A 22,626-nucleotide genomic window follows, 5' to 3' on the forward strand; every position below is an offset into this window, starting at 1 on the left:
GGTGCTGACCTCACAGTCGGGTGAGTTCGACGCAGGTAAAGAGCACGAGCCCTATTGTCCCGATGCGTTTCAGGCGCAGTCGATCCTGTGGTCGATGTCGGTAGCGCCGAAGCAGGTCCCACCAGAGCGCAAAGAGGGCGGCGTAGAGCAGGGCGCGCCACCACCGCAGATAAGGTCGTGCGGATTCGAATGTCTGCTGCCAGACCTCGAAACTACCCAGCGCAGTGCGGCCAATCCAGGCGACCAGTGCGGCGGTCAGGATCATCGCCGCGGCAATCCCCAGACTCGAAAGCAAAGTGAATAGCGGTGAGCGTTTCATGGCTCACTTGCGCCTGGCGTCAGCATCATTGAGTCGACCGGGCTCGGGGTCGCCTTGCTCGACGGTGCGCGAAGCATCGGCACCACCGGCATGCCGATCGAGCACCAGGCTGGCGGTATTGGTCGTCAGCATCTGCCTGACCTGCAACTCGGTCTGCAGCAGGCGAATTTCGCGCTCCAGGGTTTCGATATTTTTCGTCAAGGCGGTTTGGGCTGGCTCGGCGGAGGCGATGTTCGGTTCGTGACTGCCTGCCAGCAGCGTGCGCAGTAGCAGCAGTGCTTTGTCGAGCACACTGGACAAGGCCGTCTCGCTGGCCAAGCGCCGTGTCAACAGATCCTGGTCGGGATCGTCGCGCAGGGCTTCAATCACGCCACGGGTCACCGGCAGCATTGGGCTGGAGGCTTTAGTCAGATTGTCAGAAGTAGGCGGCAGCGCGCCAGACAACAGCCCTTGCAGGGCCTTGAGGCGCTCGTTATAGGCCTCCTGGATCAGCGGCGTCAGTCCGCTGCCAGCGGTCGCACGCAGAGTTTCGCAGCTGTCGCAGGTCGCGACTTCGTTCTCGCCCAACACCCGAACGGCCCAGTCGGACTCCTCCTGGGGCGAAGCCCATGTCTGACAAATAGCCCCTCCCAGGCAATCACTGCTACTGATCGAGGCACTGTCATCCACCGACCGGTTATGCAGCAGGTTATAGCCTGCGCGGACCACGTCGGCGGTCACCCGAATGGGTGTCTGTCCGTTACCTCCGGCTTTCGAACCGCCGACCCAGGACACCCCATTGTTGCCGTTATGGGCCTCGGTGTTTTTCACCGCTGCCACCGCATCACCGCCGGTTTGCTCCAGATTGCCCTGCATCTCCTGGTTTTTGGCCAGCGCACCCCAACCGGCTTGACCGACCTTATCCGCCATCTTTTCGGCCATGGCCTGGCAGGTTAGCTTGGAGCGGTCGAAGTCGATCCGACCTTGCATCACCCCGTTACTGAGCAACTCATAGAGACCGGGGTTGGCGCGTTGGATGATCAACGCCGGCAGCGACATCACCGCTTGGGTCGCGTTCTGCACGATGCTGCCCATGATCTGCTGGAAACCTTCGGTGACGCCGTTCAGCTGGTTTTGCAGGGTGTTGGTGAGGCTCATGTTTCCGCACATCATGTTCGCTCGCCAGGAGCCGCCGACACCGAGACCACTGGGTCGGTAGAGCGAACTCGGTGAGCCGACTGCCGAGCCGCCACCAATGGTGTACATCACTCGGTCATCGAGCACTTCGCCTTGAGTGCCCAGGCGGTAATCGCCTTCGGCGGCGTGGGCATGCGTGGCCATGGCGAGCAGTCCACAGAGCAACAGACTTATCATGCCCAACCAGGATCGTACGAGAAACCGACTCATGAAGCACCTCCTTCGAAGTCAATGCTGAACAGGAAGGTCTGCCCCTCACGCTTGCAGCAGCTATAGGGGCGCCACAACGACCAGGCGTAGCCGCCATCCGTGCTCTGGACCGGATCGCTGGGGAAGATGGCGCACGTGGGCTGAACCTGGGGGTAGAGCAACTGCCATTTGTGGGTTGAGGCGTCGTTTTCGACGATCGGGCCAGGCGGCCAGTAGCCGTCGCGTGGTATGGGTGTGAGCGGTACATACACATGCGGCTGCCAGCTGCGGGTCATCACATCGCCGGCCCGTTGCGCCATGACCGCGGCAGCCTTGAAGTCGTCGGGCTGTACCAGAAAACCCTGCCGGGGATAAACGTTACCCCACATGTTTCCCGTGGCCTGACGTCCGATTTCACGGATCCCCGGCACGAGCGACTCGGGGTAGAAACTTTCCGGGATGCCATGGCGCCAGGCCAGTGAGTCCAGGGTACTCAGGTAGTAAGGCATGAGTGCAGTTGCACCGCTGGCGCAGGCATAGCCGGATTGCGAAGCCAGTTGCGTTGCGATCCAGCCACCGGGGTGGCCGATCCCGTCGACGTTCTTAAAGCGGGGCAGGTTGTCGCGGTGGGTGTTCGGGGTGATCAGGTTGCCGCCACCTTCCGCACCGCTGATGGGAGATGAGAGGGCAGCCATCTCGGCCCAGGGATTGTTGCCGGTGGTGGTATAGCTCGAAACCACCAGTTCAGGAATGAAATGACGAACCTTGGTTGAGGTTTTGACCTTGCAGCCGAAGGGTGTGCAGAGGAGCCAGAAACAAATGCCTACGACCTTGTATGCGAGGCAATTTGGCGAAAGCACAGAGGCGGTGATGCTGCCGGTATCCAGCGCCATGCTTGGGCCGCACGCCAGCAGGACGCCCAGCGCCAAGGGCCGTAGCTTTGTGGGCGTGATTGACGAGCAGGCAACAGGCATGATCCAGGCTCTCAGTGTATGGCCTGGGCAGGTTCGGTTAGGAACCGAAGACTGTCAGTGGAAATTATGAAGGCGGATGTATCGGGTTTGTGAGACGTGAGACTATTATTTGACGTGAAGGGAGCTGCGCAGGATATCGGGTTCCACAAGTAACTGATCTGCGGTAATTTCGAAAATATTGGCGAGTTTGCACAGGACCAACAGCGACGGATTGCCCGTGCATCGTTCGATTTGACTGACGTAGGTGCGATCCACCTCGGCCATGAGCGCGAGCTGCTCTTGGGTAAGGTTTTTTACGCGTCGCATCCAGCGGATGTTTTCCGCCAGCTGCAGACGAAGCTGTTCGTAGTCTTGAGTCATGCGCGCAAATTGCGCCTTGAGGGACTCTCAATCCACGGGATATAGTCTACATTGGTATTGATCTAGGCCATTTGAGGCTTATGCCTGTTATCGAGCGTTCATTTGGTGTCGTTAAGATTTCGAGGCTGGGTCCAGCGTCTAACAATAAAATCAGACATCTAGGGTGTGTATGGACGAAAACTACATTTCAATTCCCGCGGCGGATGGTTGCCCAAGTCTTCTGACACCTTGGGGTAGCGAATTTTCGCCGATGATCGAGCTTGGTGTGCAATGTGCCCAGGCTTGGCTTGAGGCAACGACCGATACTCCTTTGTGGTGGGAACTGGTTCAAACCCGCAAGACCTTTCCTGTCGGTGACTGCCAAGATGCTTTTGAAGCAGGATTCTTGTTGAGGATTCAGCAGCGGCTTCAGCGCGGTACACGGATACCTGTATCGACTTGACCACCCGTTTGCATTTAGCCTGGCCTATCGCATTGGCACAGTCCAGCAGGTTGCGGTCCTAAATTACTTTTGGTTTTTAGGTGCGGCGTTTTGTCCCGATGTTTGCTCTGCGACTCGCGCTGCCCTCGACGAAAGCGAGCGGGCATCAGGTTGCGCAAGGAGTCCAGATATGTGGCAGCAACCCACCGATCTCTCTCATTCTCCGCGTCGGTAACAGCACCAGCATATCTTCAAGAGGGCACATCACTATGGCAAACAAACTCGATCTGCATCACGAAATGAAAAAGATGCTACGCGTAAAGACTGCCATTCTACGTCGCTCACCAGGTGATTCCCTCGCAGACATCGTCGCTTCTGATCGTGAAGCGTTCTCGGGCATTCGTGTGTTGTTCGCGAGCGATGAGGGAGGGGTTCCATTGCAAGCTTTGGGCCGGTCAGATAATCCAAATGTGCCCGTGGTTCCTCTATTTGCTGGAAAGGGCATTTTTGCGTTTTCCGATGCAATCGAGAGGCAGATGAGGAGCGGTAGTGCGCCTTTGGAGTTTCCCTTTTTCTCACTACTCGATACAAACTTTCTTACTGAGTTACCTGGTTTTTTTCGTCATGAAGATTCGAGTCACCGCGAAAAGGTGCGGGCGACCTTGCAGTTCATTGAAGATCAAGGCGGGCGTGGTTTTGATTGGATGTTTGCGGCACTGGAAAACCTACGTGAGGTTGTAAAACCTAATAACCCTTGGCCGTACCAGAAAGTTGCGGCGGCAAAGATGTTTGATGCCATGATGCATATCCCCGAAGTTAGGGGAAGGGAAGGGTGCTGAACGGGCATGCCGAACAGATTCAGGACTACATACCGGCAGCTGAGGAAATGTGGGATGCATTCTTGACCAATCGGGAGGTATGGGCCTGTATCCAGCGGCGAGATATGATGCAGTCGATAATTTTACGCGCGATGCTAGAGTGCTGGAGTGGCCAAAGCGTAGATGATGGTATTCGCTGCTTGGTGGATTTTTGTCTTGATAATTTTGACGTCATACCCCTAAAGGAACTTTACTTCGGATGGAAGGCCCTGAGCGGATTCGCTGATAAGCAGAATAGAATGCCTATCTTTGACGAGCCAGCATTGCGGAACCCGAACGGAGATTCGAATAATAGGATTTCCGCGCTTGCGTGGGACCTTTATATGTTTCGACATTGCGAAACGCTTATGACAGAAAAGAAGGGTAATCAATTCATGATTCCTGTTGTAACTACGCTTGATGATGGTTTGTTAAAAGCCATTAAGAGCTGTCCACTGAGGGCGCTTTTGATTCATGATGAGGCTCGAAAAGTAGAAGCTATATTTGATGATGAGATGGAATTTTCCACTTGTCTAGATCGCGCGCTTTCGGATAAAACAAAGGTGCGAATAAATGACCCAGTACGTATGGCCAGACCGAAGCGTATTTCGAAGCATGATTTGAGTTATCTGATAAACAGCTTGGAATCAGAAGTGAAGAAGGCTGCTAAAGCAAGGTCACAACCAGGGTCGCATCATTAATCATAGAAAGTGGTGTTGCATTTTGCGGATATAAAAAATATTTGAAGTGGCCCCGCGCGGGCGATGGCCAGCAACAGACCGCCCGGTTAAGTGTGGAATACGAATGCAATCAACTGTTCAGTTGCCGTGCAAACGTCTGGTCAGTTGCGATGCAATTTCATAGTTCACTCTCTGGAAGAGCAATGCCTGAATAGCTATTCCTATGTTGATTCTATTCCTCGCGCTCTATCGATCCGTTCAGCTACCCGGTAAGCCGCTTCCAACTCTGAGCAAACGTTCTCCTGCATCAGTGTCCAGCGCTCGGCTTTTTCCTCGGGCTCCGTCATGGCCAGGGCGAGATAGAGGCTGGGTGGCACGGCCCGAAACAGCGTTTCGAGCTTCTTCGATAGCACGACCCCCTCAGTGTATTTACCCGGCTCCTTACTGGCGGAGAGCAGCAAGGCTTTCTGTGCCGGCGTGAGTTTCTTGAACCGTGCGATCTCTTCGATTTCCGCGGGCGGCATGTTCAAACAAATCCACCATTCGATCATGTTGAGCATGGTCTGCGCGGCAGCGGGAAAGTCGGCAAGGTTTTGCGTCGCCAGCCAGAACCAAGCGCCGAGCTTGCGCCACATCTTCGTCCCCTTGACCACGAATGGCGCCAGCAGCGGGTTTTTGGTGATGATATGGCCTTCGTCGGTGACCATGATGATCGGCCTCCCCAGGTACTGGTCGCGTTCGGCGAGGTTGTTCACGGTGTTCATCAGGCTGAAGTAGCTGATGGACATCTGTGCCTCGTAGCCTTCGCGAGCGTAAGTGGCCAGATCGACAATGGTCACATCGCTCTCAGGCCAAGGCGTCCCCTCGCGATCGAACAGTTCACCCTCGAAGCCCTGGCAAAACAGGTCGATGGACTCGCCCATTTCCTGGGCACGCTCACGACGTTTCTCCGGCAAGTGCGGGTCAGCGGCGACGCGCAGCAAGGCATTGCGCACGTCGCGGGTCAGCACCTGGCGATCCGCAGCGACACAGGTATGCGCCGCATCCAAGATGCACTCGCGAATCAGACTGCGATCGGCCCGGCTCAGGCGCGCTTCTTCCTTGGCCTCACCGCCGGTGATCATCAGCCGGGCGGTGATTTCCAGTTCGCCGAGGACATCGCGCTGGTCTTCGCGATTGGTTACCACCTCATCGTCCAGCTCATCGATCGACAGACTCGCCACCTGATCCGGCTGCTCGACCAGGCGCCAAGCATCGGCAAAGGGGGCGAGACTGACCGAAGCGCCAGGTTTCAATTGGACCTTATTGACCGAGAGGCCCTGTGTCGCGAAGTAGTCACCCTGCAAACCGAATGAGTTACCGGCCTCGACGATAAACAGGCGAGGGCGGTACACCGCCATGACCTGCATCAGCAGGGTGACCAGGGTGGCCGACTTGCCGGCACCGGTGGGGCCGAACAACAGTAGATGGCCGTTCATGGCCCGGTCTAGACGTGACAACGGATCAAAACTCAACGGCGAGCCACCACGATTGAACAGGGTGATGCCCGGGTGGCCGGTGCCGGTACTGCGGCCCCACACCGGAACCAGGTTAGCCAGGTGCTGGGCAAACATCAGGCGGGTGTACCAGTTTCGCGTGTCGCGGGCCGGGTTGTAAGCCATCGGCAACCAACGCAGGTAACTGTTGCAGGCGGCGACTTCATCGCCTTCGCGTACCGGCTGTAGGCCCGCACCCAGTAGTGTGTTAGCCAGGCTGACCGAACGCTGGTGCAATTGCTGCTCATTGTGACCGCGCGCGTAGAACGCCAGGGTGCCGCGGTACAGCTTGTGCTGGCGACCGATGATCGCGCGAGCCTCTTCAACATCTTGGCGGGTCTGGGTCGAGGCCAGGTTTTCACCGATGGCTTTGCGCGCCAGGCGGTTCAACTGGTCCTCGAGCACATCCTGGGGTTTGACCACCAGGGTCAGGCTCATCACCGTACCTTCGGGTAACTGGTCGAACAGTGCATTCACCGCGTCTCCCTTGCGGATTTCGCCAGTGAGTTGACCAATCAATGGCGCCCGGCGCAGCTTGTCCACCACCATGACCCGGTGGGGCTGACCATCAAAAAACCAGAGTCCCTGCTGCACGTCCGAACGCGGTTCGTTGAAGAACAGGCGTTCGGCAAAGTCATGATCGAAGGGCAGTTCCAGCGACTCGCTCTCGCCAGACTCCGGATAGGCCACACGGCGGTAGAAATCTTCGGGCGATTCGTCTGTGAGCTTGGGGGCTGGATTGAACCAGGGCAACAACCAGGCATACAAACCTCGGCCATCGACGCGCGTCGATTGCACCCCGCACGCCTGCAACGAAACAGCGACACGTTCGCAAGTTTGTCGCAGCGATTGCACTGGCTTGAGTCCCGCTTCCTCACCGTCAGACTCAAGCCAGCGATAGATCACCAATCGCACCCGACGGTTGTTTCCTCGCCAGGGCAGGCGCGTGACTGCCTTGTCCTCGAACAGGCCGCCAGGCTTGGAGATGGCTTTCAGATGTCGGCGAATGAGTTCCAGGTACGCTTCGGTGAAAACCGTGCCTCGGGCGCTGTCATGAATATAGTCGGTGAGCCGGGTGAGGTAGGGGGTGAAGTCGTTGTCGTCCTGGCAGAAAAACTGCGCCACCCAAGGTGCTTGGTCCAGCTCGTCAAAGCTATCCTGCAGGGCATCCTCAAGGGCATCGCGGGCTGCCGTTAGCCAATCGGGTTCACGCCCTTCGGTGCCGATGGGCAGTAACTCGAACACCGCACCCACAGAGCGATTGTCATCTAGTAGAAAACACTGCTCGGTTTCGAGGTATTCGACCCACGGCAGGTGATCGGCGAAGCTGGGATTGTGCGCATAGAGCGCAGCTTCATCGGCCAGTGTCGCGCGGGGGCGCGATGGGTTGCGCCAGTCTTTCCATGCAGACGTGCGGTCGCCCGTATCGTCGCTACACATTACAGATCTTCCTGACGTTCACCCGGCAGTGCGTACTGCACCCGCTGGTAGAATGGAAAGACGGTCGAGTACCCCGGCACTGGTGCCTGCTCGGTACCACTCAGATGCGGATACACGTACATCACCAAATCAGGATTGGGCAGGCGAGGGAACAGGTTGCGAATTTCATTCGCTGCTGTACGCGTATACGGTTCCTGGAGCGCAGTGGAGAGATCTGTTTGAGCCAACGGGCGACGCAACTGTCGCCGAGCATCCAACAGTTGCTGTTGAATACCCTGTGAGCCGGCGCCGTTCCAGATATCCAGCATGGTTTGCTCGCCATGGGGCAAAAGTGTGTCCTTGTCGGTGGAACACCCCGTCAGGACCCCGCAGATCAAGCTAATCCAGGTTAGGCAGAGAAGCATGGTCTTTTTCATGGCGAACACTCCGGCCCTTGGGCTCGTAGTCGATGGTGATCTCATGGTCGAGGTGAAGGGCGACTTCTGCTGCCGGTGGTACGTACACGGCAGCAAAGGCTTCGCCATACAGTTTGTTGACCCACTCTCGAATGTCGCTGGCCCCACTACTGAGAATTGAGGTCAGTGCGCTATTACCACTGTTGTTAGTGACCCCGAAGGCACTGCCGCCCGAACTGATGACGCTGCTGTTGTTCTGTTCATTCCCGAGCAGGGCGGCGACGCCAGCACCGGCGGCAGTGATCAGAGTCTGACTGCCCAAGTACTGCTGAGCATTCGAGCGACGCTCGCCGGCAATGCAAGGAATGCCATACGGATCGGAGAGGTAACCGAGTCCACCGCGGATCTTGTCGGTATTTGAGCTCTGGGTGGTGGAGGCATTGCGGCTGGAGACCGTCTTTGGCTGAGGCACCGTGCGGATGGTGCCATCCGTAAACACAAAGGTGATCGACTCGACCTGTCCGCGTACGCAAGACAAGGTCCAGTCACCGGAGGCTGTGCCGCTCATCACGGCCCCTGCGACGTCCGGCAGGTCGATGCCGTTGGCCGTTAGGTTCTCGGGGCCGACCAGCACCTTGAAGGGATAGGGATCATTCACGGTGCCGTCCACAGGGACTCGGCCGATCAGCGCGGTCATGGCGACCGAGCCCATCAATGTCGCATTTTCGGGAATGGTGTAGACCGGCTGCGCACCTTCGGTACGATCACCGGATCGCGTCAGGTCACGCTCACCCTTGGTGACCTCGCGTAACTGCTTTTGGCTGCGGTTGATGGCATTGTCCTTCAAGCCCTCGAGCGAGTTGAAGGCATTAGGCAGACTCGGTGCGGAAGAGGTCTTGGTTTTACCTCGGGCTTCGGTGGAGGGAGCATCCGAGGGTTCAATCCACTGCAGCGCATCGTTGGCAGTATGCCGCCCTTCGAACTGGTCCCCATCGCCCGGTTCAAGACCCAGTCCGATCGGCATATCCTTGCCTTTGCCGGTCAGCCCCGACAACTGTTCCTGCAATTGCGTCAGCAGACCGCTAGCCTGACGACTGTCTTGTTCCGCTTTGATGCGTGCTTCATTGGCTTGCCGGCGGCCTTCGTCTACCTGCTGGGTCACACTGCCAAGTGCCGTCTGAATACGCGAGTCGACGCTGTTTTCCCGCTCGCGCAGGCGGTTGTTCTCCGTCTGCAGCGAATCGTTGTGTTTCTTCAAACCTAGCATGTCGCTGCGCATGGCCTTCACTTGGCCTACCAAGGTGGCGACCGTGTCGCGTGGGGTATCGCCCGCAATGCCGAGCGACTTGGCTTGCTCGGCAGATAATTGAATATCGCCCTGATGAACTGGGTGCTCTGGAGACGGCTTGCTGCCTCCCGCGACCCAGCTTTTCATGATGATCAGTACCACGGCCAGCAGCGCAGCCGGTACCAGCCATTTGAGCAAGGCGTTAGCCTTCATCGTCAGCACCCCGCGCAACGGGCGGAAGCATCAGGGCGTGTTCGAGGCCGGCACCGCGAGTGATGAGGTAGGCAATCGTGGTGTCTTCCGCGCTGCCGACCGGCCCGAGGAAAGCATGCTGGAAGGTCGCGGCGAACAGCTTTGCCTGCAGTCCACGTGGATCTAGTTGCACCGTAGCTGTACCTCGATTGCGCAACTTCACGGTCGTCACCCAATAGTCACCAAGCCGCCAGGCGGCGATAGGTGTGCTGGAAACGTTTTCGCTCGGCAGCAGGGTCGGCAGTTCGGTGCGCAGCTTGAGCGGGACGCGGCGTACACCGGGCAGGGACTCCACGGTGCGCAGCGGCGCGTACAGGCTTTGCGCGGCGTAGCGCGTCAACGCGTCCGGGATCGGTGTACGTTCGGGAACGGGGACGGTGCTCGATTCAGACTCGATAGCTTGCATCGGAGCATTCTTGAGAATACGCACGGGCTCCAGGGGTTGATCGCCAGGCGTGGCCGCGATATCCAAGAGGATGATCTCGCCCGTCTTAACCGATTGCAGCTGCAGTCGTGTCGGTGCAATGGCTTCCGACGCGCGCAGGTACAGCGTGCCTCCGGTTGATTGCACGCGCAGTTTATCCTTCAGAGCGGAAGGCACGCCGACACGAACAGCTTCATCGATAAAGACCACTCGTTCCTGATTGATCACCAGTGGGACCGCGAGCGGTAGGCGTTCCCAGTGCATCAGTTCGATGGCCTGCGCGGCTGCGCCCGATAGCATCAGTGTGAGGCTGAGTCCCAGGGTAGAAATCCGCTTCATGGTTCACCTCCAGGCGGGGAGATTTTTTGCGGCGTGCCCTGATAGCAATCCAGTGCAAGGCCCCACTTATTGCGTTCGGGGTCCAGATCGAACCGCACCACCCGTAACGGATAACGCACGACCACCCGTTTCACCGGTTCGGCGGCGTAATACTCATCAGCGTTGAGGTCGAGTGTGACCAACCAGCTGTCGCGATCAAGTTGCTTGACCCGCAGTTCCGGATCTTCACTGTAGCCTCGGCCTAGAATTTCGTAGACGCCACGCACCCGTTGACGCAGTTCGCCTGCGGCCTTGCGATACTCGTAGTCGCCATCGAGGAAGGCCTTGCAGGCGGGTGTCAGGTAGGACTGCAAGCCATAGATCGCGCGGCGATAATCCTGTTCGCCATCCGAGGGCCAGCGGTTGAGTTGGCCAAAGATGTACAGGGCAAAGGCATACACATTCTCTGGGGGAACATCCCACCACTTGCGCGTGCTGCCCGCGCGCAGATCAGGGGGGACATGCACGGTCAGATCGGTTGGTGCTGAGCGCCAGCCATACCATAGTCCGGCGCTGAGCAGGGCGAGCGTCACTATCGCCAGACGTAGGCTGAAGATATGGGCCTGTTGGGCATCGACCTTGTTTCGAAATCGACTCATGGCTGCCACCGAGACAGGGCAGGGCGCAGTCGACGCGAACGGCGAACTGTCCAGGCACCGGAGTGGAGAATCAAACTTCCACGCCCCAGGCGCCAACGGCTGGCGAGTATCCATTCGAGCTTGCGGTACAACCAGGTCTCCGGTCGAGCCCGTTTGGCCCGACGCAGTAGCGTGCCCCCAACCAACAACACCACTGTCATGCCTGCGATCATGCTGGTCGGCGCCATGGCAATCGAGGCGGTGGCGATTGCCAGAGGAACGCCCACCAGCAGGCCAATGACGGCGCCGGTGCCTAGGGCCACCCACATTTCATCATTGGTTAAACCGCGCAATACGGCGGGATCACGATTGAGTCGCTCCGGCAGAAAGACCAAAGTGCCGTCGGCAAGGCGTTCGATAGTGTCGTTCATGCCAACCTCAGAGAATCGCGGAAGCTTTGGTGAGGAACCAGATGATGATCACCACCAACAGGGCGCCGATACCAACTACCGCGCCGAGGTCTTTCCAGGTCTTGCGCTGGTTTTGGACGTCGGCAAATACGGTCAGGGAATGCCAAGCCACGCCGAGAAACGCGAGCAGGGCAATCAGCAGACCTAGTAGAATGCCGGCGTCGTAGGCGTAGTTTTTGATCGTCTCGATCAATCCCGAACCTTCGCCTCGGGAAGGCGCCTCCATGGTCGGTAGCTCGGCAAAGGCTAGGCCTGGCCCAAGGACCAGCAGCAGACCGATCAGGCGTTGGCTTGCACGATCACGCAGGTTGTTTTTAAGGGGGACAAGGCACTTGAGCATGATGGCGATCTCCGGTGTTAGGACAGGGTGAAGAACATCAAAATCAGCAAGGTAAGCAGTACGCGCGCAGCGTTTCCGCCGAAGGCTCCAAAACGCACATTGCCGGTGGCCCAACCTCGGTAAGCGGTCCACATCACCCAGGCACACCACAGCAACGCCAGGACCATAACCATGGAAATCCAAAGCGCCGAACTGCTCTGTGCCGAGAAGCCGGAAGCGTTTTGAAAGGCGGCGGTCTGAGCGTCAGTCATGCTCATGGCGAAGGCTCCGCAGACGGGGTATCAAGTCGGTAATCACCGACCATTTCACGGGGATCGCGAGGTTGAGCGCGGGAGGGGGAGAGATAGTCCTGCACACCCTGGCGGATGCGCTGGATGTCTCGAGTTAGGTGGGGATAGTCGAAGCGATAACGCTCGGTTGATTCATCCTGGCTGGCTGTCTGGGCTCTTGTCGCAAGATGTTCGATAGCGTCGAGTTGCTGCAAAATCAGACTCAACTGCTCCTGTTCATGAGCAGATGCGGCATAGCTGCCACTATTGAACGTGGTCAGTACGAGCAGGCAGCAGATTCGGCAAAATACAGTTGGCATGTGCATAGCCCATTTGGTTATGGGGCTAGCATCCAACTGACGAATAGGGCTCAGCAGTAAAAAATACGAAGTGCGCGACGTCATTTTATTTCGATACCGGCGCTGACGATGTAGCGAGCTTGTTCCCTGTGTCGAGGTTATGTCGCGGAGAAAGGAAGTGAATTGGAGCGCAAATACGAGCTCGATTTATGAGGGCTTACTGAGGTCGTGCAAATGAGTCGTTAAGTCAGTGCAAATACCTCCAGGTGTCAGCGGGTCTGGGAGAAATAGCTCCAGCCAACGGTGTGTTTAACTAGTCTTCCAATACCACTTACTCAAGGATGATCCCCATGTCAGATAACTCTGAAGCCAACATAGCCACAGCGGACGCTCTCACACTGCTCCTGCACAACCAGCACGCCCTAGCAGCCGCCCTTGAAGAGGTGACCAAATGGATCTCAGAGAATGGAGTGGAAAGTGTCGCCGTTAACGCAATCGGGACCATGGAAACGCTCGACCAAAATGCCCGAGCCATCACTGATGCGATTATGCGGCTACGTCAGTTATAGGCATCCTCTAACGCCCGCTACACGCTTGCAAGTACCGAAGTGATTCTGTTGAATTAACCTGTAACCTGTCGCTTTATTCGTTGGATCTGATCATTTGAGATGTGGGGAGTCCGATGCGAATTGACCAGCCTTGTTCCCCACCGGAGAGTAGTGTTCAGGAAACATTCCGGTAGCTGGAAACTGCCTCGCCAAGATTAGCTGTTAGAATTACACCGGTTTAGTGATCAGGCGCTTGAGAACCAGCATGAACAAAAAATTGACCGAAGAAGAGATGCGCCAAGCATTGTTCGGCAACGCTGAAATAGCTGCGCCGATGAGCACCGTTCCCGTGGAAAAAATCCAGCCGGACTTCGTTGCCGCACCCGTATCAAAAATGGCGAAAAAGAAAGCCCCCAAAGCCTTTACCCCAAGGCTTCGGGTAACTCTTCGTGTGAGCAATGAGTTTGAAGGAAAGACGCTTGAGATCGCCCATGAAGCCGATACTCTCAGTACGTTGCTGGCAGAGCAGGAAGCCACCAAAGCAGCCAGAAAAAAATTCCGGTATGTAGAAGTGGCGTCGGTCCAGTCGATGTAAACCATATTTCCGAGTATGCGGTAAGTCAGTCTGCTTCTGGCCCAGAGTGTGTAAAAACGCCTTCGCGAACACTCGCTATGATTTCAGAATTCATCGCAAGGATCGCCATGACTTTTATCCAAGGGGAATATCGAGGCCAAGGCACGTTACTTCCCGAAAGCCTTGACGATTACGTCAGCGATACAAATCCGGTGCGCATAGCCGACGCCTTCGTCGATGAACTCGACGTGGCCAGTCTGGGTTTTGACGGTGCTATTCCTGTTGATACAGGCCGGCCTGGTTACTACCTCGCAATCCTGCTGAAGATCTATATCCACGGTTATCTCAACCGCATCCAGTCGAGCCGACGTTTGGAACGAGGAGCCCAGCGCAACGTCGAGCTGATGTGGCTGCCCTGGCGTTTGATGCCAGATTTCAAAACCATCGCTAACTTCCGGAACGACAACAGCAAGGCCATCCAAGGCGTCTGTCGCCAGTTCGTTGTGCTGTGTCAGCAGTTGGGACTGTTCGGAGAAAATTTGATCGCCATCGATGGCGGTAAATTCAAAGCAGTCAACAACCGCGACCGCAATTTTACCAGCGCCAAGCTGAAGCGGCGAATAGAAGAAATTGAATCGAGTATCAATCGTTAGCTGGCGGCACTCGACTCTGCCGACCAGCAAGAACCCACAGCTTCCGAGCCCAGCGCCGTGCGGCTGGAAGAGAAAATCGCCAAGCTTAAATGCAAATGAAGGAGCTTCAAGCGATGGCAGCGCGTGGGCGTTGTACGCCAGTACGATATTGATAGGCACTGGGGTCGCCCTGGGCAACGTGCTGCTGCCCGGCCTGATCAAACGCGACTTCCCGACAAAAATGGCGTCCATGACCGGCCCTTATTCCATAACGATGGGCGCAGCGGGCGCTGTCGGTTCAGCCGTAATAGTGCCGCTGACCCAATCATGGGGATGGCCGATGGCCCTGAGTTTGTTGGTCGCAGCCCCATTATTGGCGCTGGTGGTGTGGCTGCCGCAGTTGAAAAAACACGGACACGTAAATCTGTCCGGTCCGAAACAAGCGCCAACCGTGGCCGTCTGGCGTTCGCCGCTGGCATGGCAGGTCACACTCTTCATGGGACTGAACGCGATGCCTTTTTATGTCGCCGTCGGCTGGCTGCTGACGATTCTGATAGACCATGGCATATCCCCGGAGCCAGCAGCCACCGTACACGGCACGCTTCAACTGACCACGGCCATTCCCGGCCTGATTCTAACGGCCACGCTTCGCCGTCTCAAAGACCAGAAACTGGCAGCCGCTACCGTCAGCCTGTTAACCGCCTCATCCCTGATCGGGCTCATTTACGCGCCAGACTACGCCATGTTGTGGGCCGCGTTCCTGGGCTTGGGCTCTGGTGCCATCATGATGCTCGGTCTGACCTTCATCGGCTTGCGCACAAAAAATGCCGGTGACACGGCGGCACTTTCAGGAATGGCGCAGTGCGTCGGCTACCTGATGGCAGCTGCAGGCCCCTTGCTGCTGGGCCAACTGCACGATTGGACCGGTGGCTGGACAGCACCGCTGCTGATCACAGCCGCAATCTCCGTAGCCGGCGCATTCACTGGCATGCTGGCCGGGCGCAACGTTCAACTTGAACATGCTGAATCATCGTCGCGAACAAGCCCGGCAATCCAGTCAGCGAATGCACTCACGGCTGGCGAAAGAAAGCGCTGATGAGGGTATAGCAGGTGCACAGGAACCGATGCAGGCTGCCAGTCAGCAAGCACTTCGACCAGCCGCCCTTCTCGCAGATGCTCGCTGACCACGTTCTCGGCGAGCTGCACCAACCCAAAACCTTCAAGGCACATTTTGATGTAGAGCCCAGTCTCGTTGACGGCCGCTGTGCCGTTGACCGGGACTGAGACCTTTTCAGTGCCACGGGCAAAGCGCATTTCACCTGCTTGCCTTGCGCGGCCTGATAAGTAATGAATGGATCGATGGTGAGACAAATCTTGCGGGGTTTGCGGAGTACCGTTCTCTTCGAGATAGGCGGCAGACGCACAGGTCACCCAGCGAAACCGTCCGAGTGGGCGCGCAACGAGCGTTGAGTCATCGAGCTCGCCTGTACGAATGACGCAATCGACACCCTCCTGAATCAGATCAACCTGCCGGTCATTGACGCCTATCATCAGATAGATATCCGGGTAGCGCCGGTAAAAGTCTTGCAGATTTGGCATGACGATGAAGTGTGCAATGCCACCCGGCATATCGACACGCAAACGCCCCTGTGGCCGTTTTACGGAATCCGTCAGGCTGTTCTCTGTGTGTTCGATCAGCTCCAATATTTCCCTGCATTGCGCCAGATATTGAGCGCCCTCAGGCGTCAGGCTGACTCGCCGCGTTGTTCTGTTCAGCAGGCGCACCTGCAAGTACTTCTCAAGATTTTTAACGCTGCTGGTAACTGTCGAGGCCGGCAGAGAGAGCGTCTGCGCCGCCTGGATAAAGCTTCCTGCTTCAGCCACACGGACGAAAACCTGCATCGCTTGAATACGGTCCATGACTGTTAGCAGCCTCAAAGCAGTGATCGGGAAAGGTCTTATTATTCGTAGAAATTGAATAACTAAAACAGTTTTACACCTTTTTCCCGCAGTATCGCCTTGCGTACATTGCTTCCAACGAAATTTGAAGAGGTGTACAGAAAATGGCTGAATATAACCGCAGCATCGTGCAAGGCCCAGCCGCTCCGGCCGGCCGCACACTTATCCGTGGCGCCACTGTGCTGAGCATGGATGGCGATATCGGCAATCTGGCGCGCGGCGATATCCTTATCGAAGGCAGCACCATCACGGCCATTGGTGAAAACCTCGAGGCAGGCGATGCTGTTGTTATCGAAGCATCCGGCATGATCGCCATGCCGGGCATGGTCGATACGCACCGTCACTCCTGGGAAGGGCAACTGCGTCGAATCAATCCAAATGCCGAAACCCTTGAAGACTACTGCAACGCCACGCACTTCTCGTTCGCTAAATACTATCGCCCGGCTGACATGTATATCGGCAACCTGCTGACTGCATTGGGCTGCATCGATGCCGGCATCACCACCGTGGTCGATAACTCGCACAACAGCCGTACCGGCGCGCATTCTGACGCCGCAGTCGAGGCATTGCTCGATGCTGGTATCCGCTCTGTACACGCCTCCGGTGCGCCAGTTTCCGGTGAGTGGGACAAAGCCCACTGGCCCGGCAACCTGGAGCGCCTGCAGGAAAAATACGTCAAGAACGGCGACAACCCACTGCTCTCGCTGGCGGTGATGGCGCAGCTGGAGCTTGAGCTGTGGGCTGAAGCCCGGCGTCTGGGGCTGCCGATCATTACCGAATTTTTCGGTGGGGACATGGCAGCTGAGCTGGAGGGTTTGCATCGCGAGGGTCTGCTGCGCCCCGATAACATCTTCAACCACTGCACCTCGCTGCCGGACGCCGGCTGGAAAATCCTTCGCGAGGCTGGCGTGCGGGTCAACGTATGCCCGCGTTCAGATGCCCACTACGGCATTGAAGATGGAATGTTCGCCATGCAGTCGGCCCAGCGTCACGGCATCAGTCCGGGGCTGAGTGTCGATAACGAAACCTCCTACAGCGGTGACATGTTCATGGAGATGCGGGTGGCGTTCTACCTGCAGCGCGTCATGGGCATGCACCAGCAGCGCTGCTGCGGCGCAGAACATCATCCGGTGACCCTACCTGCTCATGGCCTACTGAAAGCCGCCACTCTCGACGGCGCTACCTGTGCCGGATTGCAGGACAAAGTCGGCAGCCTGGCCCCCGGCAAACAGGCCGACCTGATCCTTATAAACGCGCAGGACATCAACCTTTACCCGTCAGGCAACGCATTCGGCACCGTTGTACACGCGGCCGAACGCAGTAATGTCGATACCGTCATTATTGGCGGGCGCATCGTCAAGCAGGGCGGCAAGGTGCTGGGCGTGGACAGCGAAAGGCTGCGTGCGGCGATCGACGAATCCCGTGAGCATCTGTTTGCTGCTGCAGGCTATCAGCCGGATATGTTTGCCGAGAAATTCCTGCCGCTTGAGTCAGCCAAGTAAGGAGGCGTGAGATGAACGCAGCCTACTACCTGCTGGCCGTCTGCGCAGGGCTTGGCATCACCCTGCAGACCACGCTGAATGGCCAACTCGCTAAAGGCGTGGGTGGAGATTCGGTCGCGGCGGCGCTGTTCTCTTTTACTGCCGGTGCGTTATGCCTGAGTATCTTTTCATTGATGCGCGGCGGGATAGTGGTCTCACTGGCGGCTATACCTGCCCAGCCCTGGTGGAGCCTGCTGGGCGGTCTGCTGGGTGCCGGCGCGTTGCTTAGTTATGTGGTGCTTGCGCCAAAAATCGGTCTGTCAGCCCTGCTGGGCCTCGCTATCGCCGGGCAGATTATTTCGTCACTGGTTATCGATCACTTCGGCTTGATGGGGGCATTGGAAAGGCCGGTGTCTCTCGTCAAGTTGGCCGGGGCAATGGTGATGCTCGCAGGCCTGGCCATCGCTCTGTTCGGTGACAGGTGGTTAGCGCTTTTCTCCAACTGACTGCCTTGTTTATCCCATCCTGTTTCGTAGGACGCAACCATGTTTAAAGCCCTAACCGACACGACCAGTCTTCTTGGCGAGTGTCCTGTCTGGTGTGAAAGAACCGAACGCCTGTTCTCGACCGACATCCCCGGCCGCGAGTTGCGTGCTCTGGACCCCGAAAACGGCGAAGTGCAGCGATGGTCCCTGCCAGAGCCGCTAGGGTCATTTGCCCTCACGGCAGACGAAGACATATTGCTGATGGGACTGGCATCCTGCTTGGGCTACTACAACCTGAGCTCCGGTCGTTTCAGCAAAGTCACAGCCACCCCTGGCGTGGCAGGAACCCGGATCAATGATGGCCGCTGCGACCGTATGGGAAACTTCGTATTCAGCACGATGGACACCGGCGAGCCGGTGCAAACCATAGGCAGATTTCACCGGCTCAATGCCGCGACGCTCGAGACAGAAACGCTGGACCTTCCCGAAGTGGCGATCCCGAACAGCATCTGTTTTAGCCCGGACGGTTTCACCATGTATTACGCGGACTCCCTGCAAGGATGCATTTTCTGCTGCGATTACCCATCGCTAGAAAACCAGCGTGTATTCACTACAGTCAACGGTCAGGGTGCTCCAGACGGTTCTTGTATTGATGCGCATGGTTTTCTCTGGAGTGCGGAATGGGGCGGTAGCAGAGTCGTGCGTTACGCGGCAGACGGCAAAGTTGACAGCGTGATCGGCTCCCCGTGTATTCAGACCACTTGCCCGGTCTTAGCGGGACCTGGTTATGAAACGCTTTACTGCACCAGCGCAAGGATAGGGCTGGATAAGCCGGCAGATTTCGATGGCACGCTGATAAAGCCGAAGCCGTTTTAGCTGCCGGATTGCCTGAAGAGCGATTTGCAGGACGACTGCGCTGAATAGTGGGTTCTAGCCTGTCGCGCCGTTCTGAATGCCAATTGGTAGACGCGTATGAATGACCGCTTCTGGCCGAGGCTGTGTAAAAACGTTTTTGAGCGCGCCATGTGCCCAAAACCGGACTGAAAATCGCGTTTCTACGCAAAATCCACATCTTCAGACGTGCCGATAAATTTCAGATTTAACGTAGACGCGCACACTTCAATTTTGGCGAAGCGTTTTTACACACTCTGGGCCGAAAGCTGCCTTTCCTGACCGGCAGAAATCGGCGAGCAGCGGCCGTAATTCTCCTATAGTCAGAGAGCCCCCGTTGCCCAAACGCCTCACGTGCGAACTCCAAAAAGCTGCTCAGCTTTGGGGGCAGTCTTTGGTCAGGGGCGTAGAGCATATGCGTCCTTCACTGTCTCGATGCCGAAGGCGAAGCCCTCGGCCCGGTCGGCGGCGTGCAACGTATCGGCCACGGTGCTCGCTTGGGCAATACTGTTCAGCAACTTAAGGGCTCGGACATGCACCGCTTGCGGGAAGTCCAACGCCACGAAGGGGTCGATCACGCTGTTCATGCCCATTTCCAGCATTGAAGCTCGCGGGCTGCTCGACCGCAAGGTCGTATTGTTCTGCCTGGATCAACAGCCAGCCACCCGGCTCGTTGCGCCCGTCGGTGATCGGTCCTTGCAGCAACAAGCCACCCGGCAGGATCACGCGCAAGGCGTTCGCTTCATTCGGGCCCTGCAGGTAACGGTCGAACTCGTGCGAAACCGTCCGGTACCGACATTACGCACGCGGGCGTTCAATTCCAGCATGGTGAGGTCCTTCGACGGCTGACCCAAGTACAGTGACAGCACGGTGGCGGTCGCCAGGCCTTCATAGGCGTATGACATGGGGCAGCGTCCGACGCATTGACCAGAAAGTTAGCGTGGCAGACCAGCACCGGGAGAGTGGTTGCCGCCAGCGCAAAAAAAGGCCCCCACGCCTGAGTCAGGTGTTGGGGGCCTGTTGAACATAAACGGCGCATCAAAAAAGCCATCAATCGCGCTAAAAGGCTAACGCGACTCCTTGGCGTTGAGCATCCCAGCCGGCGGCGTACGGCGACGTTCGAGATCGTCCCACTGCTCAGGCCTGCGCTGCTCTCCACAATACGTGCAGACATATTCCTCCGGATTTAAGTCCAGGTAGTAACCCTTGCGTATATAGGGATGACCACACTTTTTTTTGAAGTCTTCACTCCGCTTTTCGAGTTCTTCAGAGACATTCCGAATTCCCTCTCAGACACGATGTTCCGCGCGTCTACTCACTACATATTTCACTGTTCAGTCAACCCGTATGAGCGGACCACGCCTTCGCTTCAATAGAACTTCCCCATTTCCTTGAACTGCTCGGTCGCCTCGATCAGCGCGCTGATAATCCCTGGTTCAGACGGCGCATGGCCTGCGTCGTTTATGATCTTCAGCACCGAGTCTGGCCAAGCTTTGTGCAAGCGGAAAGCGGAATTGGGCGTGGCAATCATGTCGTGTCCACCCTGGATGATTTTGCACGGGAGATGCTTGATCGCCTCAATGTTGGCTATCAGTTGGTCTTCTTCAAGAAACAGACGGTTTTTAAAATACCAAACGTCAAGGCGCCCCATGCCGGTACTGGTTGTTTGATCGGCGGCTTGTTCTTCAACCCCGTCCGGATCGTGGCGTAACAACGAACAACTTGCCGAGTAGCGAACCCAAGCGCGAATGGCTTCTCCGCTTGATTTCTCGTCGTCGCTCGTCATTCGATCGAGATAAGCCTGCAGCAGATCCTGGCGCTCCTCCTCGGGAATGAAGTTCACGAAATCCTCGTGTGCTTGTGGGAAAAACCGACGCATGCCATGGATGAACCAGTCGATCTCATCTTCGGTGCCAAGGAATACGCCCCGTAAGATGAAACCCAGACAGCGCTGCGGATGAGCCTCACCATAAGCCAGAGCGAGCGTGGTGCCCCACGAGCCACCGGTTATCAGCCAGCTTTCGATATCCAGATGCTTGCGAAGTGTTTCCAAGTCGTCGACCAGCGCCTGTGTCGTGTTGTTGCGCAATTCTCCCAGTGGCGTCGAACGGAGGGCGCCACGTTGATCGAACAGCACGATGCGGTAGTGATCGGGATCCCAGAACTGGCGCTTGCCGGGTGGCGCACCTTCACCGGGGCCACCGTGCAGGTACACCACTGGGACTCCGCCAGGGTTGCCGCTTTCCTCCCAATAGAGGGTATGAGGTTCATCGACTTGCAACGTACCGCTGCGTCGCGCTTCTTCGATGGCAGGGAACAAGTTGTAGGTGACTTCACAAGGAGCTTGCATTATTCATCCTCTCGGCAAACTGCTGGTGCCTCATAGATTCCTGACTTCGGCACCGAGTCGATGGCGGGCCGCTCGGAGTGGCCTTGTGAGGTTCCAAGCGGCCCAAGGTCATGTCGGTACTCATCGGCCACGCAGGCTGCGCGTGGAGGTCAGAACATGCTCCAGTTGCGGTTCTGCCAGCGCCATGTGCATGGCCAGGTCCTGCGCCTGTTCCCATTGCAGATCGGGGCGTAACCATACCTGCGCATCCTCGGCAGTGAACGCCAGCAGGCGCTGCTGTCTTGTGGAACTGTCGTTGTGCATGACCAATACGAGCCCGTCACAGCCATTGAAGTGTTCACTGACCTGCGCCAGCGCCGCGAGGAAGATCGGCCCGTTCTCGCGTGACGTGGTGTAGCTGAGGCGGTGGCTGTTTTTCAATTGCTCGGGTTCGCAGGCTTCATACCAACCGTCAACCGCTACTAGCATGCGTCCGTCGCGCTTCACCCGGTCGAATACCCTCGAACGCATTACAAGATGGAGTGGCAGATGAGTCATCGGCGGCATTGTTCCCATCGACCAGAACGGTTTCCAGCCCCAACGAACCTTGATGCATTCTAGGACGCCGTTGCGGCTGTGTATGGCATTGACCTGCATGTTCGGTTTGATCACGTTTCGGCTGTCCTGCGGTTCAAAGGTTCGGTGCAGGCTACTATCCGCAATGCCAGTTGCATTCCCCACGCCTTGGTTTTGCACCTTGGCAAACAGCGCTTCGAAACCCTCGGCTACATCATATTGAACAATGTATTCACACATCGCGAAATTCCTGGCAGTGGCACTTCTAAAGAGTCTGCCGCGTCGCGTCTTATCAATTTTTACGGATTGAATGCGGCAGATTATGTAAATGCGAACCAAGGTGTTGCCTGGCGGTTCGAAACTCCTTTTGTTGAGCAGACGAACGGCAAAAAGAATTTGCGTTTCATCGGCTTAGGTGACCACTCATCGGATGCTGCCGTTTAAAAACTGAGGTGATAGCTCGATCTTTTTGTCGTCATTCAATCGGCTTCCAAGCAAACCAGGAGG

27 protein-coding genes and 1 pseudogene are annotated in these 22,626 nt (G+C 57.0%); 11 read left to right on the plus strand and 17 right to left on the minus strand.

From position 1 onward, the window contains the following. Positions 1 to 10: 10 nt before the first annotated feature. From C4J88_RS09685 to C4J88_RS09700, 4 genes are all read right to left on the minus strand, one after another. Entirely contained in the window at positions 11 to 319 is a 309-nt protein-coding gene (locus C4J88_RS09685) for a hypothetical protein (RefSeq protein ID WP_124403696.1), read from the minus strand. A 3-nt stretch (positions 320 to 322) separates the two neighbouring features. Beyond that, positions 323 to 1,705, minus strand: coding sequence for an integrating conjugative element protein (locus C4J88_RS09690; RefSeq protein ID WP_124403697.1), 1,383 nt, complete (start codon positions 1,703 to 1,705; stop codon positions 323 to 325). Next, the gene (locus tag C4J88_RS09695) at positions 1,702 to 2,658 is read right to left on the minus strand and encodes a TIGR03756 family integrating conjugative element protein (RefSeq protein WP_124403698.1); all 957 of its coding nucleotides are present in this window, start codon (positions 2,656 to 2,658) and stop codon (positions 1,702 to 1,704) included. Before C4J88_RS09695 ends, C4J88_RS09690 begins: the two co-directional genes overlap by 4 nt. Before the next feature lie 105 nt (positions 2,659 to 2,763). Continuing rightward, positions 2,764 to 3,018, minus strand: coding sequence for a helix-turn-helix domain-containing protein (locus tag C4J88_RS09700; protein WP_093432220.1), 255 nt, complete (start codon positions 3,016 to 3,018; stop codon positions 2,764 to 2,766). A gap of 169 nt (positions 3,019 to 3,187) precedes the next feature. Between C4J88_RS09700 and C4J88_RS09705 the strand changes: the two genes are divergently transcribed. The 3 genes from C4J88_RS09705 to C4J88_RS09715 all read left to right on the plus strand — a co-directional run bounded on the left by C4J88_RS09705 (position 3,188) and on the right by C4J88_RS09715 (position 4,997). Further along, on the plus strand, positions 3,188 to 3,460 hold the full coding sequence (locus C4J88_RS09705) for a LasR-specific antiactivator QslA (RefSeq protein ID WP_124403699.1): 273 nt from the start codon (positions 3,188 to 3,190) through the stop codon (positions 3,458 to 3,460). Positions 3,461 to 3,708: 248 nt separating this feature from the next. After that, complete coding sequence (locus C4J88_RS09710) at positions 3,709 to 4,278, plus strand: hypothetical protein (RefSeq protein WP_124403700.1); 570 nt, start codon at positions 3,709 to 3,711, stop codon at positions 4,276 to 4,278. After that, entirely contained in the window at positions 4,272 to 4,997 is a 726-nt protein-coding gene (locus tag C4J88_RS09715; RefSeq protein ID WP_124403701.1) for a hypothetical protein, read from the plus strand. The genes C4J88_RS09710 and C4J88_RS09715 overlap by 7 nt, the downstream gene beginning before the upstream one ends. Before the next feature lie 200 nt (positions 4,998 to 5,197). Here C4J88_RS09715 and C4J88_RS09720 read toward each other — a convergent pair whose 3' ends face one another. Genes C4J88_RS09720 through C4J88_RS09760 form a run of 9 tightly spaced genes read right to left on the minus strand, consistent with a single transcriptional unit; the run spans position 5,198 to position 12,665 of the window. Further along, positions 5,198 to 7,951, minus strand: coding sequence for a conjugative transfer ATPase (locus tag C4J88_RS09720; RefSeq protein WP_124403702.1), 2,754 nt, complete (start codon positions 7,949 to 7,951; stop codon positions 5,198 to 5,200). Beyond that, on the minus strand, positions 7,951 to 8,367 hold the full coding sequence (locus C4J88_RS09725; RefSeq protein WP_124403703.1) for a TIGR03751 family conjugal transfer lipoprotein: 417 nt from the start codon (positions 8,365 to 8,367) through the stop codon (positions 7,951 to 7,953). The genes C4J88_RS09720 and C4J88_RS09725 overlap by 1 nt, the downstream gene beginning before the upstream one ends. Continuing rightward, positions 8,330 to 9,847: a TIGR03752 family integrating conjugative element protein gene (locus C4J88_RS09730; RefSeq protein WP_124403704.1), complete on the minus strand. Its 1,518-nt coding sequence runs from the start codon at positions 9,845 to 9,847 to the stop codon at positions 8,330 to 8,332. Before C4J88_RS09730 ends, C4J88_RS09725 begins: the two co-directional genes overlap by 38 nt. Further along, positions 9,837 to 10,649, minus strand: a complete 813-nt coding sequence (locus C4J88_RS09735; protein WP_124362172.1) for a TIGR03749 family integrating conjugative element protein — start codon at positions 10,647 to 10,649, stop codon at positions 9,837 to 9,839. Before C4J88_RS09735 ends, C4J88_RS09730 begins: the two co-directional genes overlap by 11 nt. Continuing rightward, positions 10,646 to 11,287 carry a PFL_4703 family integrating conjugative element protein gene (locus tag C4J88_RS09740; RefSeq protein ID WP_124362173.1) on the minus strand — a complete coding sequence of 214 codons (642 nt, stop codon included), beginning with the start codon at positions 11,285 to 11,287 and terminating at the stop codon, positions 10,646 to 10,648. The genes C4J88_RS09735 and C4J88_RS09740 overlap by 4 nt, the downstream gene beginning before the upstream one ends. Next, entirely contained in the window at positions 11,284 to 11,697 is a 414-nt protein-coding gene (locus tag C4J88_RS09745; protein ID WP_124362174.1) for a TIGR03750 family conjugal transfer protein, read from the minus strand. Before C4J88_RS09745 ends, C4J88_RS09740 begins: the two co-directional genes overlap by 4 nt. Positions 11,698 to 11,704: 7 nt before the next feature. After that, the gene (locus C4J88_RS09750; RefSeq protein ID WP_124362175.1) at positions 11,705 to 12,076 is read right to left on the minus strand and encodes a TIGR03745 family integrating conjugative element membrane protein; all 372 of its coding nucleotides are present in this window, start codon (positions 12,074 to 12,076) and stop codon (positions 11,705 to 11,707) included. Positions 12,077 to 12,093: 17 nt separating this feature from the next. Then, positions 12,094 to 12,333 carry a TIGR03758 family integrating conjugative element protein gene (locus C4J88_RS09755; RefSeq protein ID WP_124362176.1) on the minus strand — a complete coding sequence of 80 codons (240 nt, stop codon included), beginning with the start codon at positions 12,331 to 12,333 and terminating at the stop codon, positions 12,094 to 12,096. Continuing rightward, positions 12,330 to 12,665, minus strand: coding sequence for an RAQPRD family integrative conjugative element protein (locus tag C4J88_RS09760; RefSeq protein WP_124365133.1), 336 nt, complete (start codon positions 12,663 to 12,665; stop codon positions 12,330 to 12,332). Before C4J88_RS09760 ends, C4J88_RS09755 begins: the two co-directional genes overlap by 4 nt. A 329-nt stretch (positions 12,666 to 12,994) precedes the next feature. On the opposite strand from C4J88_RS09760, the gene C4J88_RS09765 reads away from it, so the two are divergent. From C4J88_RS09765 to C4J88_RS09780, 4 genes and pseudogenes are all read left to right on the plus strand, one after another. Beyond that, positions 12,995 to 13,213 carry a hypothetical protein gene (locus C4J88_RS09765; protein WP_124403705.1) on the plus strand — a complete coding sequence of 73 codons (219 nt, stop codon included), beginning with the start codon at positions 12,995 to 12,997 and terminating at the stop codon, positions 13,211 to 13,213. Between the two features lie 244 nt (positions 13,214 to 13,457). Further along, positions 13,458 to 13,787 (plus strand): hypothetical protein, encoded by a 330-nt coding sequence (locus C4J88_RS09770; protein WP_124362178.1) that lies wholly within the window; start codon positions 13,458 to 13,460, stop codon positions 13,785 to 13,787. A 107-nt stretch (positions 13,788 to 13,894) separates the two neighbouring features. Continuing rightward, positions 13,895 to 14,535, plus strand: a pseudogene (locus tag C4J88_RS09775) (transposase); the annotation flags it as partial. 14 nt (positions 14,536 to 14,549) lie between these two features. Further along, positions 14,550 to 15,494, plus strand: coding sequence for an MFS transporter (locus tag C4J88_RS09780; RefSeq protein WP_256657463.1), 945 nt, complete (start codon positions 14,550 to 14,552; stop codon positions 15,492 to 15,494). Here C4J88_RS09780 and C4J88_RS09785 read toward each other — a convergent pair. Further along, entirely contained in the window at positions 15,407 to 16,318 is a 912-nt protein-coding gene (locus C4J88_RS09785) for a LysR family transcriptional regulator (protein ID WP_124403706.1), read from the minus strand. The genes C4J88_RS09780 and C4J88_RS09785 overlap by 88 nt on opposite strands. 143 nt (positions 16,319 to 16,461) lie before the next feature. Here C4J88_RS09785 and C4J88_RS09790 point away from each other — a divergent pair, with 143 nt between their 5' ends. The 3 genes from C4J88_RS09790 to C4J88_RS09800 are packed head-to-tail and all read left to right on the plus strand — an operon-like array spanning position 16,462 to position 19,199. Beyond that, positions 16,462 to 17,859, plus strand: a complete 1,398-nt coding sequence (locus tag C4J88_RS09790; protein ID WP_124403707.1) for an amidohydrolase family protein — start codon at positions 16,462 to 16,464, stop codon at positions 17,857 to 17,859. 11 nt (positions 17,860 to 17,870) lie between these two features. Continuing rightward, positions 17,871 to 18,344, plus strand: a complete 474-nt coding sequence (locus C4J88_RS09795) for a DMT family transporter (protein WP_124362181.1) — start codon at positions 17,871 to 17,873, stop codon at positions 18,342 to 18,344. A 39-nt stretch (positions 18,345 to 18,383) separates the two neighbouring features. After that, positions 18,384 to 19,199 carry an SMP-30/gluconolactonase/LRE family protein gene (locus C4J88_RS09800; protein WP_256657465.1) on the plus strand — a complete coding sequence of 272 codons (816 nt, stop codon included), beginning with the start codon at positions 18,384 to 18,386 and terminating at the stop codon, positions 19,197 to 19,199. Between the two features lie 413 nt (positions 19,200 to 19,612). On the opposite strand, the gene C4J88_RS09805 is transcribed toward C4J88_RS09800, so the two are convergent. Then, the gene (locus tag C4J88_RS09805) at positions 19,613 to 19,801 is read right to left on the minus strand and encodes a hypothetical protein (protein ID WP_124403708.1); all 189 of its coding nucleotides are present in this window, start codon (positions 19,799 to 19,801) and stop codon (positions 19,613 to 19,615) included. Between C4J88_RS09805 and C4J88_RS27385 the strand changes: the two genes are divergently transcribed. Continuing rightward, entirely contained in the window at positions 19,800 to 20,063 is a 264-nt protein-coding gene (locus C4J88_RS27385; RefSeq protein ID WP_164484523.1) for a hypothetical protein, read from the plus strand. The genes C4J88_RS09805 and C4J88_RS27385 overlap by 2 nt on opposite strands. Before the next feature lie 520 nt (positions 20,064 to 20,583). Here the strand turns inward: C4J88_RS27385 and pip are convergent. Together pip and C4J88_RS09820 are read right to left on the minus strand one after the other, a co-directional pair. Next, complete coding sequence (gene pip, locus C4J88_RS09815; RefSeq protein WP_124362182.1) at positions 20,584 to 21,564, minus strand: prolyl aminopeptidase; 981 nt, start codon at positions 21,562 to 21,564, stop codon at positions 20,584 to 20,586. A gap of 120 nt (positions 21,565 to 21,684) precedes the next feature. After that, complete coding sequence (locus tag C4J88_RS09820) at positions 21,685 to 22,359, minus strand: SOS response-associated peptidase family protein (RefSeq protein WP_124362183.1); 675 nt, start codon at positions 22,357 to 22,359, stop codon at positions 21,685 to 21,687. Positions 22,360 to 22,626: the final 267 nt, after the last annotated feature.

This window comes from Pseudomonas sp. R4-39-08 (genome assembly GCF_003852275.1).
Classification (GTDB): domain Bacteria; phylum Pseudomonadota; class Gammaproteobacteria; order Pseudomonadales; family Pseudomonadaceae; genus Aquipseudomonas.